A 15,593-nucleotide genomic window follows, 5' to 3' on the forward strand; every position below is an offset into this window, starting at 1 on the left:
TATTACAAATTTAACTAATTGATGTTTTCATTTTGTATTTTATTTTTTCAAGAGTATATAATATATCAGTACTTAAAGTAGGAGAATAAAATGAGCGATGCGTTACCCATTAATTTTACTGATGCTGCTGCAAACAAGGTAAAAACTTTAGTAACGGAAGAAGAAAATCCAAATCTTAAATTAAGAGTCTATATCACTGGTGGTGGTTGTAGTGGATTCCAGTATGGTTTCACATTTGATGAAAAAGTAAATGAAGATGATCTGGCGATCGAAAAAAATGGTGTCTCACTTATTATTGACCCTATGAGTTTACAATATCTTGTTGGAGGAACTATAGACTATATTGAAGGATTGCAGGGTTCTCGTTTTGTTGTTGATAACCCAAACGCAACTACAACCTGTGGTTGTGGATCATCTTTCAGCGTCTAATTAGTAACAAAACATTAGCCAAAATTTTTATTTATATTAAATCCAAATTTTAAGGGAATTGATTAAAATTTCCTTAAATGTGACAAACATTGAGCAGTTAGACAATTATTTTAATTTTTTTATTGACGTAAATTTTAAGATAGGTAAAATGCACAGCATCCAAAACGCAGTTACCTTTCGGTAATAAGTTTTGAGCCCGGGTGGTGAAATCGGTAGACACAAGGGATTTAAAATCCCTCGGCCTTTTTGGCCGTGCGAGTTCAAGTCTCGCCCCGGGCACCATTAAAAACACTTTTTTTTGTAAGCGGGAATAGCTCAGTTGGTAGAGCGCAACCTTGCCAAGGTTGAGGTCGCGAGTTCGAACCTCGTTTCCCGCTCCAATTTTTTTTCAATCATTATCCTCAATCAAATTTATCATTGAAATTCATTACTCAATTCGTATTACAAATAAACTATCTAGATTTTTTTCATAGCTAGAAATATTCAATTTTTTATAATCTTTTAAAAAATGCTCCTCCATTTTTCAATTCTGAGATGATTATTTAAAAAATTTATCTAAATTAACAATAATTAATTAATAAAACTATTTCAAAGATTATTTTTCCTTTTATTCAGATACTTTTACCGCTAATATTGAGCCAGTTAGTTTTATAAGATTTTTAAATTTGTATTGGAGTATTAACTAATGAGTAATCACAGCTCATATTCGATAGCTGGCTCTATCTATGCTAATTACATTATTCAAAGTATTGCTTTAATAGTAATTATGCAATTTTCTGTCGAAATTTCTGCACAATTAAAAACTGATGATGTTATAGGTATTGGTTACGTTGCATCAGGAATAGGATATGGAAAAATATTATTAATGTTTATTGGAGGAATACTATCTGATAAATTTGGACGCAAACCATTTATCCTTATGGGCATGTCTTGTTATATTATCTTTTTCGTTGGGACTCTCTTTTGTCACAATATACATGTTGCATTTTGTTTGGCTATGTTTATTGGTGCTGGAAACTCATTTTTAGATACCGGCTCCATGCCTGCTTTAACCGAATGCTTTCCTCGTTCGGCAGGTACTGCAAGTGTTTTAATTAAAGCATTTATTTCAATAGGAACGTTAGTCTTACCATTCATTGTTACATTCTTTCATGCTTATGATTTATGGTATGGCTATGCTTTCATTGGTTTTGTTACTTTTATCATTATTAATTTTTTACTTTTGGCGCCAAGAACATTTCCTTCCAAAAATACAGTTATTTGTGGCAATGAAGGCCATAGTGACTATTTCATTGGTAAACCGAATATTTTCTTTGAAGGTATTTTATTAATAATTATGGGCTTCACCACCACTGCAACCTTTGTCATCATTTTACAATGGCTACCTGCGATTGCAGAGAAAGGTATAGGAATGGAACCAATCGCTTCCAAACAATTGATTAGTTATTATAGTACTGCATCAATAATTTCTGTGTTTACAACAGCCTATATTGTTAAAAAATTCATAAAACCAATTTATTGCATTATTATATTGCCGTTACTTTCTGCATTAACTTTATTAATGTTTTTATTTAATCTTAATCCTACAATGAGTTTAATTGTGGCAATAGGAATGGGATTAACAGCAGCAGGAGGTATATTACAACTCACCTTAGTTGTTATGCAGCAGCTATTTCCTGATCGTAAAGGGTTTGCAGTTGGAACAATGTATACTTTCAGTGGTTTATCATTTATTGTCATTCCCCTAATAGTCCCTAAGTTAGCATTAATCAATGTTAGCTATGCTATCTTAGTCGATCTAGTTGTTGCATTATCAAGTGTAATATTAGGATTAATTGTTTATTCACGTTTCAAAAAAGTTATTGATATGAATAAAATTTAATGACTTTCAGCAATACTAAAAAAGCACCTTATCACGATAAGGTGCTTTACGATGATAAGTAATTTAAAGTAAAAAAAATGGTAAATTAGTAAGCCTAGAATTTTTAGAAAGTTATCTTAAACATCAAAATAATACTGGAAAGTATTTATCGTTGATTTTCGTGTTTTTTATGGCTTAATGTTGGTGTTTTTAGTATTAATCCTAGGTTTGAAAAAACATCTAAGAATTATCAAATGCGATTATATAATTTGAGAAAAGCTTAATAACAGTTAGGAGTTACTTTATTAAGCAAGAATTATCAATTATCACCGAGCGAGGTGGTATTGAGGTAATAACATTACTAAAATCTTTACATGAAATGCCAACTTCAATTTAGCGTAGTGATGATGAATTTTTATTGAGTCATTCTCCAATTGAACGAGCAAAAATGTATCTATAAGATACGAAAAGATTACTTAAAAAACTCGCTGAATTTTAATCATTAATAATTGGAGAGAAGCATGAGAGCTAATATTGATGGACACTTTTTATTAATTGGATTAATGGCATATCCAATTCGGCACAGCTTATCACCAAAAATGCAAAATATAATTTACTCTAAATTAGATATTCCCTATGTCTATTTAGCTTTTGAAGTGACGCAAGAAAAATTACCTGATGCTATAAAAGGCTTACGTGCATTAGGTTTACGCGGTAGTGCTGTTTCAATGCCGAATAAACAACTCGTGTGCCAATATTTAGATAAATTAACACCAGCAGTAGAGCTTATTGGAGCCTGTAATACCATTTCAAATGATGATGGAGTATTAACCGGATATAATACTGATGGAATAGGATATATGCGCTCATTAAAAGAGGCGGGTGTTGATGTTATAGGTAAAAAGTTGACTTTACTTGGTGGAGGCGGTGCTGCAAGTGCTATTGCCGTACAAGCCGCATTAGATGGCGTTAAAAAGATTTCAATTTTTAATCAAAAAGATGAATGCTTTGACAAAATTGTAGAAATAGTTAACCGAATAAATGCAAAAACTGACTGTGAAGCAGTAGTTTATGATTTAGCTGATCACTCAAAATTACGTCAGGAAATTGCTGAAAGTGCAGTATTATGCAATGCTACTGGTATTGGTATGAAGCCGTCAGAAGGAAAAAGCTTAATTACCGATCCAACTATGCTAAGAAAAGATCTCGTCGTAACCGATTGTATTTACAGTCCACGTAAAACAAAATTATTAGAACTAGCCGAATCGCAAGGTTGTAAAACGTTAAACGGTATAGGTATGATGTTATGGCAAGGTCATGCACAAATTAAAATTTGGACAGGAAAAGAAGCTCCAATTGATTATGTTAAAGAAAAAATGGGCTTTAATGACTAAAAATTTTAGTTAACTTATTAAAATTATTTATAACTACAGACTATTCTCTCAGTCAATTAAATTAAGAGAGTAGAAAAGATAAATTGGTGGATAGATGTCAAAAATTACAGTTAAAGGTTTAGATATTGGTGTTGGAGCGCCTAAAATTATTGTTCCAATTGTAGGAAAAACAGAACAAGAATTAGTTAATGAAGCTGAATTTTTGACAAAAATTGACTTTGATATGGTTGAATGGAGAGTAGACCATTTTCAAAAAGTTGATGATGTTGAAAAAGTAAAACAAACAGCAAATAAATTACAAACAATCATTGGCTACAAACCCATTTTATTTACATTCCGTACCGCTAATGAAGGCGGAGTTTATCCTGCTACGATTGAATTTTATATCAACCTTAATAAACAGATGATAAAAAGTGGTTTAATTGATCTTGTCGATATCGAAGTTTTCACTGGTGACAAATATGTTGAAGAAATTGTCCAGTTGGCTCATCAGCATAACGTTTTAGTGATAGCCTCCAATCATGACTTTGATAAGACTCCGCCAAAAGATGAAATTGTAGCAAGATTACGCAAAATGCAGGATCTTGGTGTAGATATTCCTAAAATTGCCGTAATGCCACGTTCGCGTGAAGATGTAATTAACTTACTTGCTGCAACAGCTGAAATGAAAGACAAATATGCACGTAAACCACTAATTACTATGGCAATGGCTGGAACAGGTGCGATTAGCCGAATTGCAGGTGAAACTTTTGGGTCAGACCTCACTTTTGGTGCAGCAAAAAATGCATCTGCACCAGGGCAGCTAGATGTAAAAGATCTAAGAAACATCTTAAATATATTACATAAAAGTTTGGCTTAAAAATTCTAGCGTTTTAATAAACAACTTAAGTTAAAAAAAGATAAACGAAAGATAGTCAATATATAAACTCTTTGGTGCAAATTATTAATATTAAATGACTAATATGAAGACTATATTAAAATCTATATCAATAGTATTTTGGTGAATTAATAACATAAACCTATTTAACCATTTTTATTGTATTATTCGAATTTAAACAACTTAGTTTGTTGATCCAAATAGGTCAGTAAATCTGGTATGCGATATTTGCCGGCCATTGATTGAATATGATTTGCTGCCTCTTTAAGTAACATTCCTAATGATGTTATATAGATTGGATTATTACTTTTACCACGCATTACTTCAATGGCATATTGTTTATTATCTGTAAAAGATTTTTTTGCAACGCCGATAATAGGTATCTTTTTATCCAGTGCTTCATAAAGATAACCACCTAAACCAAGATTACCATCATTCAAATGAACATAACCATCGACTATAATCACATCAATCAAATTGAGATCAACCTGAGACAATAATGCTAATATACAAGGTAATTCACGTTTATAAAATTGGCCTGATTGATAAGGCAGAACATTCGATTGATAATCATTGATAGCAGATTTTATCTCATTGATACCATCAGTAAATTGCTCAAATAAAATGCCAACAGTTTTTGCCTTATCATTTAAATAGTAAACATCTATTGCAAGTATCATTTTTTTAAAATCCTTTTTGGAGTAGAATAACAATGCTCTCGTATTAAACTTTCTAATCTCTATTAAAAAACAAGTAGTCATTGATTTCAAATAAATAAAAATTTAGTTAATTCGTAATACATCTTTTATTTATCCGATTAGACCAGATAGCTAAGCAATGGTCGTTTAGATTGGATCTACACTTGGAGGCAGGAATGTATTTACTTGAAATGGCACCAAAATTTTTAATTGCACTTATCATTTTACTTATTTATGTCAAATTATCAGGAAAAAGCCAAATCGCACCGATGTCACAGCTGGATCAGGTTGGTAGCATGGTTATTGGTGCATTGGTAGGTGGAACATTACTTAATGCTAATGTTTCTGCGTGGGAAGCCGCTGGAGCTGTGGCGATTTGGGCAGGTCTTCTTATCTTAGTACGATTTATCAAATCTAAAAATTCAAAACTGCGAGATGCTATTGATGGTGAACCTATACAATTAATCAAAAATGGCAATCTAATCTCTGAAAATTTCAAAAAAGCGAATTTACCTGTTAGAGATTTTGAAACGCTAATCAATATTCAAGGAATTTGCGCATTTAGTGAATTAAAACAAGTGTGGTACGAATTAAATGGATCTTTAACCATTATCAAGAAAGGAGATAAAGATATCGCAGTACTGGTGATTGAAAATGGCGCTATTAGTCAAGACAACCTTGAACAACTCCACAAAAGTGAAACATGGCTTAAGAATGAAATCAAAAAACAAGGTTATAAAGATATTGATGAAGTTTTTTGTGCAGAATGGTTTGATGGTAAATTATTAGTTTACCCTTATGATGAAGTTCGTAATTCAAAAAATAAAGAATAATTGAGGAAAGCAAAATATAAAAGGGGAAGGAGTTTTACTCAATCCCCCTTATTAAGAGCTTGTTATCTTAGTTGGCTATCTTTACTACCACGTCGATTATATAATATTGCAGATTTTGCCAATTGCTTATCTATTTCTTGTTGGCAAGCTAAACAGTATTGCACACCTGGTAAGGCAATTTGTCTGGCTTTTGCAATAGTATCGCCACATTCAACACAAAATTCGGCACTAGGTTTATCGTGTTTTAGTTGGCGTCTGGCGATTTCGATAGCATCTGTGATTGTACTTTCGATCTGTTGGTTAACGGCATCGTCAGATGCCCAGCCACTAACCATAATTACACCTCCTAAAAATTTATATTAGATGAATAATATGGTGCTTATTTGACCAGTTTCAAGTAATATGAACACATCATTTAAAAAGCAAAGTAAGTGTTGTATTTTTTATAAAGATCGTTTCTGTTAATGTAAGTTAATTGGAGGTTTTTATGCAACAATATGAACAAGCAACATTTGCAGGTGGATGTTTCTGGTGTATGGTAAAACCTTTCGACAAATATGAAGGCGTTATTAATGTGATCTCAGGTTACACTGGTGGTCATACGGAAAATCCAACTTATCAACAAGTTTGCCAAGGCAACACAGGCCATACAGAAGCGGTGCAAATTACCTTTGATCCAACGATGATCAGCTATAAAAAATTACTGGATATTTTTTGGCAACAAATTGACCCGACAGATTCGCAAGGACAATTTGCCGATCGTGGCGATTCTTATCGTCCAGTAATATTTTATCATAACAAATTACAACAACAGCAAGCGATCGCATCTAAACAAGCGCTTGAAGAAAGCAAACGATTTAATCATCCGATTGATGTCGCTATAGAACCGGCAACAATATTTTATCCCGCCGAAGAGTATCATCAAGATTACTATAAAAAACAGCCAGAACATTATAACCGTTATTATCAATTATCTGGACGAGCTAATTTTATTGCAGATAACTGGCAAGATAAGTCAACAACCAAAAGTGAGTAAATATGCAAAAGTACCCGCAATATAGCAGTAAACAAAAATGGATTCATTGGACATCGGCTTTACTTGTCATAATGGTAACAATGCTCCTTTTAATTAAAGTGACAATGTCACATATATTGGGTGGAATGGCAATAGTCTATTTATTACATAAATCCTTTGGAGTGCTTGTTTTGCTATTAACAATATGGCGAATTATGGTGATCCGCAGTCAAGGTGTGCCTGATGTCTTACCGAAAGACAAAAAACTGCAACGAATTTTGTCAAAATCCACTCAAGGAGTGATCTACCTTTTACTGCTAATTACGCCATTATCGGGGTATTTAATGAGTGGAAGGGACCTTAATATATTTGGTTTAATATCGATCCCTGCTATTGATATGCCATATCACCAAATGTTTCATTCATTACATTTGATTAGTTCTTATGTACTAGCTATTTTAGTTATATTTCATGTATTAGGTGCGTTGTACCACTATTTTTGGGTTAAAGATAAAGTATTGCAATCAATGTTAAGTAGCAATGATTAACACAAATTTAAACGTTTATTTATATCACATTTATAACGTGAGGCAGATACAACATGAACAAATCAATGAAAGATAAAGCTATATCAGCACTAACACCAATGCAATATCATGTTACGCAGCAAAATGGTACAGAACCTCCATTTGATAATCAATATAACGCTAACCACCGCGATGGGATCTACGTTGATATCGTCTCTGGTGAACCACTGTTTACCTCACTAGATAAGTTTGATTCAGGCTGTGGTTGGCCAAGTTTCTCTAAACCGATTAAACAAATTGTTGAAAAAGAAGATAACAGCCATGGAATGCGTAGGATAGAAGTCCGCTCATTAGAAGCTGATTCACATCTTGGTCATGTATTTAATGATGGGCCTGCAGCTTTAGGGGGATTGCGCTACTGTATCAACTCTGCAGCGCTAAAGTTCATACCAAAAGAAGAATTAGAAGCTCAAGGCTATGGTGACTACTTAAAATTATTTAAATAAATTAATCTTACGCATCCTTTATTTAAATAAAGGGTGCGAACTAAACCAATCAACCTTAGCCTGAAGCCTACAAAATCATTGTTTAACTTAATTGGTATACATAAAGGAAATTTTGATGAATATTGCGGATGAAATTGGCATATAACTTATCAATTTTATATGCCAATATCGTAGGAGATCAAAGCTATAATTTAATTTTTTCTTTTAAATAAAATATAACTGATTAACAAAAACACAAAGCTCGTTATCATGGAGCCAACGATAGGGTAAATGCCCATCACAATACTGGCTTGAGCAAAAAGATTATCGGCGATATAAAAGATAAAGCCAAAAGTAATACCTATAATCACCCTAATACCCATAGATACACTTCGTAATGGTCCAAAAATGAAAGATAAGGCCAACAACAACATCACTGCAACTGAAACGGGTTTAATCAGCTTTTTCCAAAATAACAAATCATAATATTTTGTATCTTGGCCCGAATTTTTCAAATATTGCGAATATTGATAGAGTCCTGATGCTGACAATGAATCAGGGTCAAAAGCTACAATACTCAACTTATCAGGTGTGATATTAGTTTTCCACTGCATAGTAAGTGAGTTCGTACCCGTTATTTGTTGTGGATTGGTTAAATCATTCATCTCGATTTGTGATAACGTCCAACTTCCATTTTCAAACACTCCGCTATCAGCATGAGTAATCGATAGTAATTTATTTTTATCAACTTTATAAATATCAATATTTGAGATAGAACTATCATTATTAACATGGTCGATATAGATATAATCATTACCATCTTTCGCCCATAAACTGCCTTGTTGAGCTAATAAAGAATTACCATAAAGCTTTTCTGAGCGCATATTACGAGCGGTTTGTTCACTGATAGGCGCAACCCATTCACCAATTGCCATTGTTATAAGCACTAAAGGGAGAGCAGTTTTCATCACAGCTAATGCAATTTTAAAACGGCTAAAGCCTGAAGTTTCCATCACAATAAGCTCGCTTCTTGAAGCTAAAATCCCTAAACCGATTAAGCCGCCTAAAAGTGCTGCCATAGGGAAAAATATTTCTATATCTTTAGGTACCATTAGCAAAGAATAAAAACCCACTGACAAGGCATCATAATCAACTTTGATTTTTCTAAGTTGGTCAATAAAACGAATAATTCCTGACAAACTAATTAATAAAAATAAGCAAATGCCAATGGTATTTAAAATAGTTTTACCAATATAGCGATCTAAAATCGAAAACATCGTTCTCCCCTTAAGACGCAATAAATTTTAAACGAAGTTTACGCATAAATAAGTTATCCCAACAATTTAAAATCAAAGCCAGAACAAAATACCCTAGATTAATCAGATAAAACCACAAAGCGGGATCTAAGCGACCTTTACCAGCATTAGCTTTAACCGAACTAGAAAGTAAAAAATAGACTAAATAAAGCAGTAACGCGGGTAAAATTTGTGCAAGCCGTCCTTGTCTTGGGTTAGAAACACTTAATGGAATCACTAAAAAAGCCATCAAAGGAACCGAAATTATCAACGTCAATCGCCAATAAAATTCAGCATTAGCCTTAGGTGTTGGATTTTCATGAAGCTCAAGCAATCCTAATTGTTGAACATCCACTTTATCATCATCAATGTTGGTATCTAGTTCCTTAGGTTTAATAATACCTAAATAGTTATGAAAATTTGATATTCTAAAATCTTTTAACTGTGCCGTGCCTTCATAACGGTTTGCATTTTCAAGTGTGATGATTTGATTACCATCTTTATCTTCTTCGGTTTTGCCTTTATTAGCAATAATAATAGAAGGGCGTTGAGCATTTTTCGGATTGATTTGGGCAATAAATACGCTATCTAGCTTATTATGATCAACATTACCAATATAAATCACCGAATTGCCATCAGGTGTTTGTTGAAATTGTCCTGCTAACAAACCGGCTAAACTTGGATTAATCTTGGCATTTTCGACTAGCTGATCTTGTCTCACGCTAGACCAAGGCCCAAACCAAAGGCTATTGAGTGCTGTAAATATACAGGTGATCACACACAGAAATAGCACAACTTGATAGTTAAGTCTCCTCTTAATCCCACATGCATGCATTGCGACCATCTCGCTATCCGAATAAAGTCGACCAAAGGTAACAAGCACACCTAAAAACAGACTTAGTGGCAAAATAAGATCAGCCATATTCGATACACCTAACACTAAAAGTGGCATAATCAAATCTCGCGGAATACTGCCATCAATAGCGCTGGATAAAATTCTGATTAATTTTTGAGAAAAGAAAATTAGCAATAAAATAAACAGTATTGCACCTTGTGTTTTCATCGTCTCTTTAATTAAATATCGGCGAATTATCACTTTTTTACCTATCTATCCGTTTTATCAAATCGCACTATTATAATCTGATTTGCGTTGTTTCGTTATCTTTTTGTTGCTATCGTTTAATGAACCGATAAAATGTTACTATTCACCATAAAAATCTTACAAGAGAACGCTATGAAATACTCAATCAAAAACAGCTCATTAATCACATTACAAAAAGAAGAATGTTTAGTGGTAACTGTCCAATTAGGCAAGAAACAAACTAGTTTAATCAAGGATATAGATGAATTAACCAAGGGTATGATTAGTCAGCTGATCAAGTCAGGTGACATTAACTGCGAATTAGGCAAAACCACCTTTTTATACGCTAGCCCGAATTCTCCGAAAATATTGGTTGTAGGGTGTGGCCAAGCAAAAAATTTTGATATTAACGCTGCAAAAAAAATGATACAAGCAGCTACAAAAGAGTTAATAACTAAACAAGTTAAAAATATCAGTTGGGACATTCTAACTCTAAATCCTGCAATAAGTGGTGAAATTGCTAAACAACTACCACAAATTACTAGCGAATTAACCTATAGCTTTGACCAATTCAAATCAACAAAATCAGAAAAACCAAGCTTACAAAAAGTAACGCTACTTTATAGTGATAAAAAAACAATCAAGCATGTTGAAAGTCAATTATCGCAAGGACAAATTATTGCAAATGCTATTGTCAGTACCAAAAACATTGCCAACATGCCATCTAACATCGGCAATGCTAAATACTTAGCAGAGCAGGGTAAAAGTTTAGGTAAACAGCATTCAAGCTTGAAAGTAACATGCTTAGGTGAAAAAGAGCTTGCTAAACTCAACATGAACGCTTATTTAGCGGTTGGACGAGGCTCAGCTAATGAATCAATTATGACGGTCATAGAATATCATGGCGCCAAAGACAAAAAAGCCAAACCATATGTATTAGTTGGTAAAGGATTAACCTTCGATTCAGGTGGCATATCCATCAAACCCTCAGCCGGTATGGATGAAATGAAATATGATATGTGTGGTGCTGCCACTGTGTTTGGTGTAATGCAAGCTGTGGCTGAATTAAAACTACCTATCAACGTAGTTGGCGTGATGGCTGGTTGTGAAAACATGCCAGATGGTAATTCATACCGTCCTGGTGATATCTTAACCACCATGTCGGGCACCACCGTTGAAATCATCAATACCGATGCAGAAGGTCGTTTAGTATTATGCGATGCTTTAACTTATGTTGAACGTTTCCAACCAAAGACTGTGATTGACATTGCTACACTTACTGGTGCTTGTATCATTGCACTCGGTCATCATTATACTGGGGTGATGGGAAATAACGCAGAACTTACTGAACAACTTGTGAATTCTTCAAATCAAGCAGGGGACAAAGCGTGGTCATTACCGATTGATAGTGATTTCCAAGAACAAATCAAATCAACCTGCGCTGACATTGTCAATGCTGCTGGTCGAGATGGAGGAACGATTACAGCCGCTTGTTTCCTATCTCGCTTTACTGAAAAATACCAATGGGCACATCTTGATATTGCAGGAACAGCTTGGAAATCGGGTGCAAACAAAGGCGCTACAGGCAGACCAGTCGCGATGTTAATTCAATACTTACTTAACCAAAAATGAGTAAATACATGAAAAAAGTGATATTTTATCTACTTGAAAACCCAACCCCAGCCAATGAAGCCGGGGTTTTATTCAAAGAAAAGCTAGCGTGTGAAAAAATTGTTGAAGCATGGCAAAATCGGCAACGTGTGTTAGTGGCCTGTCAAGATCAAGCTCAAGCTGAACGTATTGATGAATATTTATGGCAACTCGATACTGAAAATTTTGTTCCCCATAATCTAGCTGGCGAAGGCCTGAAAAGCGGATCACCTGTCGAAATCTGTTGGCCACAAAAGCGCAGTAGCAATGGTTCACGTCACTTACTTATCAATCTACAAGAGCAATACCCTGAATTTGCTGGTGTATACCGCGATATTATTGACTTTGTCCCTATCGAAGAACAACAAAAATCGCTAGCCCGTGAAAGGTATAAAACCTATAAACAAGCAGGCTTTAATCTTAAAACCATTCCGATCTTAATTAGCTAGCATTGCTAGATTTATCAGTAAAAGAGATGGGGAATTCCAGTAGTTGAGTCGATTATACCTGTAATATTTATGTAGTTTCTCTTCATCACTGTAGCGTTAAATCCAAATCCTCTAGATTGTGTTCAAAAAATATCCAAGATTAATTTTCTCTGACTAATACGATAGGTATAACAAATTGATTAACAAATATCTTTAATTTATACTCTCGAAAAGATCAGGAAAGATCAAAATACAATAAAAAAAACAATAAAAAACAAGTTGTAACAAAAAAGGACTAAAATATGTTCAAATACAATTTTCTTCTTAAAAAGAAAAAAATATTACTATCAACTTTAGGCTTGCTTACTATATCTAATTCAGCTACGTCAATCTCGGTATCCACCTTAAAAAGTATCGAAGGTTACCCACCTTATGTATCATTTGATAATGGACAAACCAAATCGGAGTATCTATCCCCTTTGTTGTCAATCACATTACCCAATGGTGAAGAAATCACTGCGCATACTGATACCTCATCGACTGAACATCCGATTAAATTTGATAACGAAGATGTCAAATTCTCCGATATAAAAACTATCGTCACATTGCCTTCGCAAAACGCGAATTACCCTCGACTACCGATTCAAGATGTCATCCTCAATTCTAATTTTTGGGGTGATGATGACGGCGATAATAACCCGGTAATAACTGGCGATTTACTGGTAAATTGGACTGACGGTGACGGTAATGATCTAACCAATTTTGTTAAAAATAATCAAAATGCTGTATTAGATCCTTGTGATGCCCCTTTTAAGTTATTGATATCTGCTGACAATGGCACGATCAGCACGCAATATGGTATTCCTAACCAAAGTTCTTTTATCGGCGAACAACACGCTTATTATATGTACCCGAAAGTCGCTTCTGGGGTTAAATTTTGTTATGCACAACCGAATATTAACAATGAAGGTGATGTAGATAACACTTGGGTTAGAGGTAAGGGCTTTACGATAAATGATACCGATAATCCGGGAAACAATTTTCCAACGATTGGATCTAACAACTTATTTTTCGACCTTAAACTTGCCGGCTTAAGTGTTGCTGAAGTTATCGATATCAATGGTACTAACGTTTCATCTCTTGGTGGAACTGGGGTACATTTAGCCTTAAGTGAGCATAACGGAAAATTGCGAGTGACCTTAAAAGGGCCTTCAGCTGCAAGCAATGGCGGTACTTTTGTTCCTTCAATTTTTAAATTGTACGCCGATCGCAACAAAACTCATGCATTTTATTCATTTTTTATTCAACGCTGGATGATCGCCTTCCCGGATGGCCCTTCAGAAAATTGGGCTGCTAGTTCTGATCGTTGTAATACCTTAAATGGTACATACCATCTACCGGCAGTATGGGATTTTACAAACTCTAATCGTAAAGTCGACGCATCCGGCAACCAAATTAACTGGGAAGAAGGTGTACCAGGAGTTGGCGAAATTTACCGTAGGAAGATTAGCTACCGAAACAGTGCGACTACCGAATGGATGGGTGGTATATTCTCTGAATGGGGTAAGGTAACCAGGGAATATTATCCGGATAGTGATTGGATAGTTTATGATAGTGATTATGGTGACGCATATTATTGGGCTGCGACCGTCCATAGTCCCAAAAATCATTACGTAGTTGAATCAGGAACTGGCGTTGTTGGTTTCAGAACCGACAGCTATAATAATTTCTTAAGCAGTTGTGTGGCTTGGTAATTATCGTTGTTGAGAAAAAACCTTATAGCAATTTTTGTTATAAGGTTTTTTTAAAGATAATTTAACAGTCTATTTTCTTTGTATAACCATTAATCCACTCACAAACTCAGCCTTATTGAATTGGTAATTCTTCCGCTTTGCTTTTTGTAAAAAGTCTATATACCAACGCGTATCTCACCATCGCTTTTAGCATGATTGACTAACTAATTAGGCAAACTTTATTAAGGCGCAAAGTTGTATTTTTAATTTTGTAAAATAACAGTGGAATATTAAACACAAGAGCAAAACCCTGAATTTGCTGGCGTATATCGCGATATTATTGACGTTGTCCCCATTGAAGAACAATAAAAATCGCAAGCACGATAAAGATATAAAACCTACAAAGAAGCTAGATTTAACCTAAAAACCATCCTAATTTTATGTTCTTAAATTTATAAAAATAAGGTTGTTATCAATAAATTTATTATTACAAGGAATGGCTATATCTGATGTGGCAAGATAGTTCTAGCATCAGTAATACTATATAAAGACGGCATCAGGAGCTGGAAAATCTGCTCAATAAAATTTCAAAATCCTATCAGCATCACAAATTATAAAAAGACCTTAGTCGAAGGTTGGCAAAGCTTTATTGAAAGGAAATTTCACCTATGAATAATATTGTCGCTATGTGTAACCTATTAAATTAATGAAGAATTTATTAAATTGTTTGTTATAATAGACAATAGTCAATTCTATACAGGAAGTAAAATGTTTAAAAATTTATTGGCGCTCTCAATATCATTATTGACTCTAGTTGGTTGTCAAGAGCGACAAAAAGTTACTGCTGAAATGCTAGAAGGAACTTGGGATTGTAAAGTCGACGATAGTCGCGGTACAAGCTATCATTATTACGACTCAAAATTGAAAGGAATACAATCTTATACACTCAATAATACAGGTTATGTAGCGTTTATTGAGAAACAGGAAGAAGGATTCGCAGTAGAAACAAAATATTATGCGTTTATTGCGCCTATTTCTCCTGATGATAACTACGCAAAACTCAATGGTGCAATTGAATGTGAATCGATAGATCAAATCAATAATATTATAACTGAAATTGAGTATAAGTTTATTTCAAAAGATGAATTAAAAGAGAGTTCATTTACAAAATACGAACATTGTGATCCAAGAAGAACCTTTATGGAATTTAATATTGAAGCTACTTGTAAACGTGTACCTTGAATTTAACTTCCTTTTGCGTTTTTTTGTTGTAGAAAGATGCATTGT

At 34.1% G+C, this 15,593-nt stretch carries 16 protein-coding genes and 2 tRNA genes; 14 read left to right on the forward strand and 4 right to left on the reverse strand.

Going from position 1 to position 15,593, the window contains the following annotated elements; all coding sequences use genetic code 11:
- Positions 1-90 precede the first annotated feature (90 nt).
- From erpA to aroD, 6 genes are all read left to right on the forward strand, one after another.
- A complete protein-coding gene (erpA, locus tag J3U23_RS03975; RefSeq protein ID WP_065734199.1) occupies positions 91-429 on the forward strand; it encodes an iron-sulfur cluster insertion protein ErpA in 339 nt (112 codons plus the stop codon).
- A 194-nt stretch (positions 430-623) separates the two neighbouring features.
- Positions 624-711 (forward strand) — tRNA-Leu (locus tag J3U23_RS03980).
- A gap of 22 nt (positions 712-733) precedes the next feature.
- A tRNA-Gly gene (locus J3U23_RS03985) sits at positions 734-809 on the forward strand.
- A gap of 305 nt (positions 810-1,114) precedes the next feature.
- A complete protein-coding gene (locus J3U23_RS03990; RefSeq protein WP_065734198.1) occupies positions 1,115-2,311 on the forward strand; it encodes an MFS transporter in 1,197 nt (398 codons plus the stop codon).
- A gap of 500 nt (positions 2,312-2,811) precedes the next feature.
- A complete protein-coding gene (locus tag J3U23_RS03995) occupies positions 2,812-3,684 on the forward strand; it encodes a shikimate dehydrogenase (protein ID WP_065734197.1) in 873 nt (290 codons plus the stop codon).
- Positions 3,685-3,778: 94 nt separating this feature from the next.
- The gene (aroD, locus tag J3U23_RS04000; RefSeq protein ID WP_267338549.1) at positions 3,779-4,543 is read left to right on the forward strand and encodes a type I 3-dehydroquinate dehydratase; all 765 of its coding nucleotides are present in this window, start codon (positions 3,779-3,781) and stop codon (positions 4,541-4,543) included.
- 182 nt (positions 4,544-4,725) lie between these two features.
- Here the strand turns inward: aroD and J3U23_RS04005 are convergent, their stop codons facing one another.
- The gene (locus J3U23_RS04005; RefSeq protein WP_267338550.1) at positions 4,726-5,241 is read right to left on the reverse strand and encodes an endonuclease V; all 516 of its coding nucleotides are present in this window, start codon (positions 5,239-5,241) and stop codon (positions 4,726-4,728) included.
- 194 nt (positions 5,242-5,435) lie between these two features.
- Between J3U23_RS04005 and J3U23_RS04010 the strand changes: the two genes are divergently transcribed.
- Positions 5,436-6,092, forward strand: coding sequence for a DUF421 domain-containing protein (locus J3U23_RS04010; RefSeq protein ID WP_065562497.1), 657 nt, complete (start codon positions 5,436-5,438; stop codon positions 6,090-6,092).
- A 62-nt stretch (positions 6,093-6,154) separates the two neighbouring features.
- On the opposite strand, the gene J3U23_RS04015 is transcribed toward J3U23_RS04010, so the two are convergent.
- Positions 6,155-6,427 (reverse strand): DksA/TraR family C4-type zinc finger protein, encoded by a 273-nt coding sequence (locus tag J3U23_RS04015; protein WP_267338551.1) that lies wholly within the window; start codon positions 6,425-6,427, stop codon positions 6,155-6,157.
- Positions 6,428-6,579: 152 nt separating this feature from the next.
- Between J3U23_RS04015 and msrA the strand changes: the two genes are divergently transcribed.
- The 3 genes from msrA to msrB are packed head-to-tail and all read left to right on the forward strand — an operon-like array spanning position 6,580 to position 8,140.
- Positions 6,580-7,128, forward strand: coding sequence for a peptide-methionine (S)-S-oxide reductase MsrA (gene msrA, locus J3U23_RS04020; protein ID WP_220226141.1), 549 nt, complete (start codon positions 6,580-6,582; stop codon positions 7,126-7,128).
- A 2-nt stretch (positions 7,129-7,130) separates the two neighbouring features.
- Positions 7,131-7,655 (forward strand): cytochrome b, encoded by a 525-nt coding sequence (locus tag J3U23_RS04025; RefSeq protein WP_267332022.1) that lies wholly within the window; start codon positions 7,131-7,133, stop codon positions 7,653-7,655.
- 53 nt (positions 7,656-7,708) lie between these two features.
- Positions 7,709-8,140, forward strand: coding sequence for a peptide-methionine (R)-S-oxide reductase MsrB (gene msrB, locus J3U23_RS04030; RefSeq protein ID WP_267338552.1), 432 nt, complete (start codon positions 7,709-7,711; stop codon positions 8,138-8,140).
- A gap of 191 nt (positions 8,141-8,331) precedes the next feature.
- Here the strand turns inward: msrB and lptG are convergent, their stop codons facing one another.
- Both lptG and lptF read right to left on the reverse strand, forming a co-directional pair.
- Positions 8,332-9,396 (reverse strand): LPS export ABC transporter permease LptG, encoded by a 1,065-nt coding sequence (lptG, locus tag J3U23_RS04035; protein ID WP_220226138.1) that lies wholly within the window; start codon positions 9,394-9,396, stop codon positions 8,332-8,334.
- 10 nt (positions 9,397-9,406) lie between these two features.
- Positions 9,407-10,510, reverse strand: a complete 1,104-nt coding sequence (gene lptF, locus J3U23_RS04040; protein ID WP_267338554.1) for an LPS export ABC transporter permease LptF — start codon at positions 10,508-10,510, stop codon at positions 9,407-9,409.
- Between the two features lie 138 nt (positions 10,511-10,648).
- Here lptF and J3U23_RS04045 point away from each other — a divergent pair, with 138 nt between their 5' ends.
- The 4 genes from J3U23_RS04045 to J3U23_RS04060 all read left to right on the forward strand — a co-directional run bounded on the left by J3U23_RS04045 (position 10,649) and on the right by J3U23_RS04060 (position 15,548).
- A complete protein-coding gene (locus J3U23_RS04045; protein ID WP_267338555.1) occupies positions 10,649-12,127 on the forward strand; it encodes a leucyl aminopeptidase in 1,479 nt (492 codons plus the stop codon).
- An 8-nt stretch (positions 12,128-12,135) separates the two neighbouring features.
- Positions 12,136-12,594 carry a DNA polymerase III subunit chi gene (locus tag J3U23_RS04050; protein WP_065734189.1) on the forward strand — a complete coding sequence of 153 codons (459 nt, stop codon included), beginning with the start codon at positions 12,136-12,138 and terminating at the stop codon, positions 12,592-12,594.
- Positions 12,595-12,875: 281 nt separating this feature from the next.
- Positions 12,876-14,327 carry a hypothetical protein gene (locus J3U23_RS04055; RefSeq protein ID WP_267338556.1) on the forward strand — a complete coding sequence of 484 codons (1,452 nt, stop codon included), beginning with the start codon at positions 12,876-12,878 and terminating at the stop codon, positions 14,325-14,327.
- Between the two features lie 747 nt (positions 14,328-15,074).
- Positions 15,075-15,548 carry a hypothetical protein gene (locus J3U23_RS04060; protein ID WP_267338557.1) on the forward strand — a complete coding sequence of 158 codons (474 nt, stop codon included), beginning with the start codon at positions 15,075-15,077 and terminating at the stop codon, positions 15,546-15,548.
- The last annotated feature ends 45 nt before the right edge of the window (positions 15,549-15,593 follow it).

This window comes from Gilliamella sp. B3367 (assembly GCF_026536825.1).
In the GTDB taxonomy this organism is placed as follows: domain Bacteria; phylum Pseudomonadota; class Gammaproteobacteria; order Enterobacterales; family Orbaceae; genus Gilliamella; species Gilliamella apicola_E.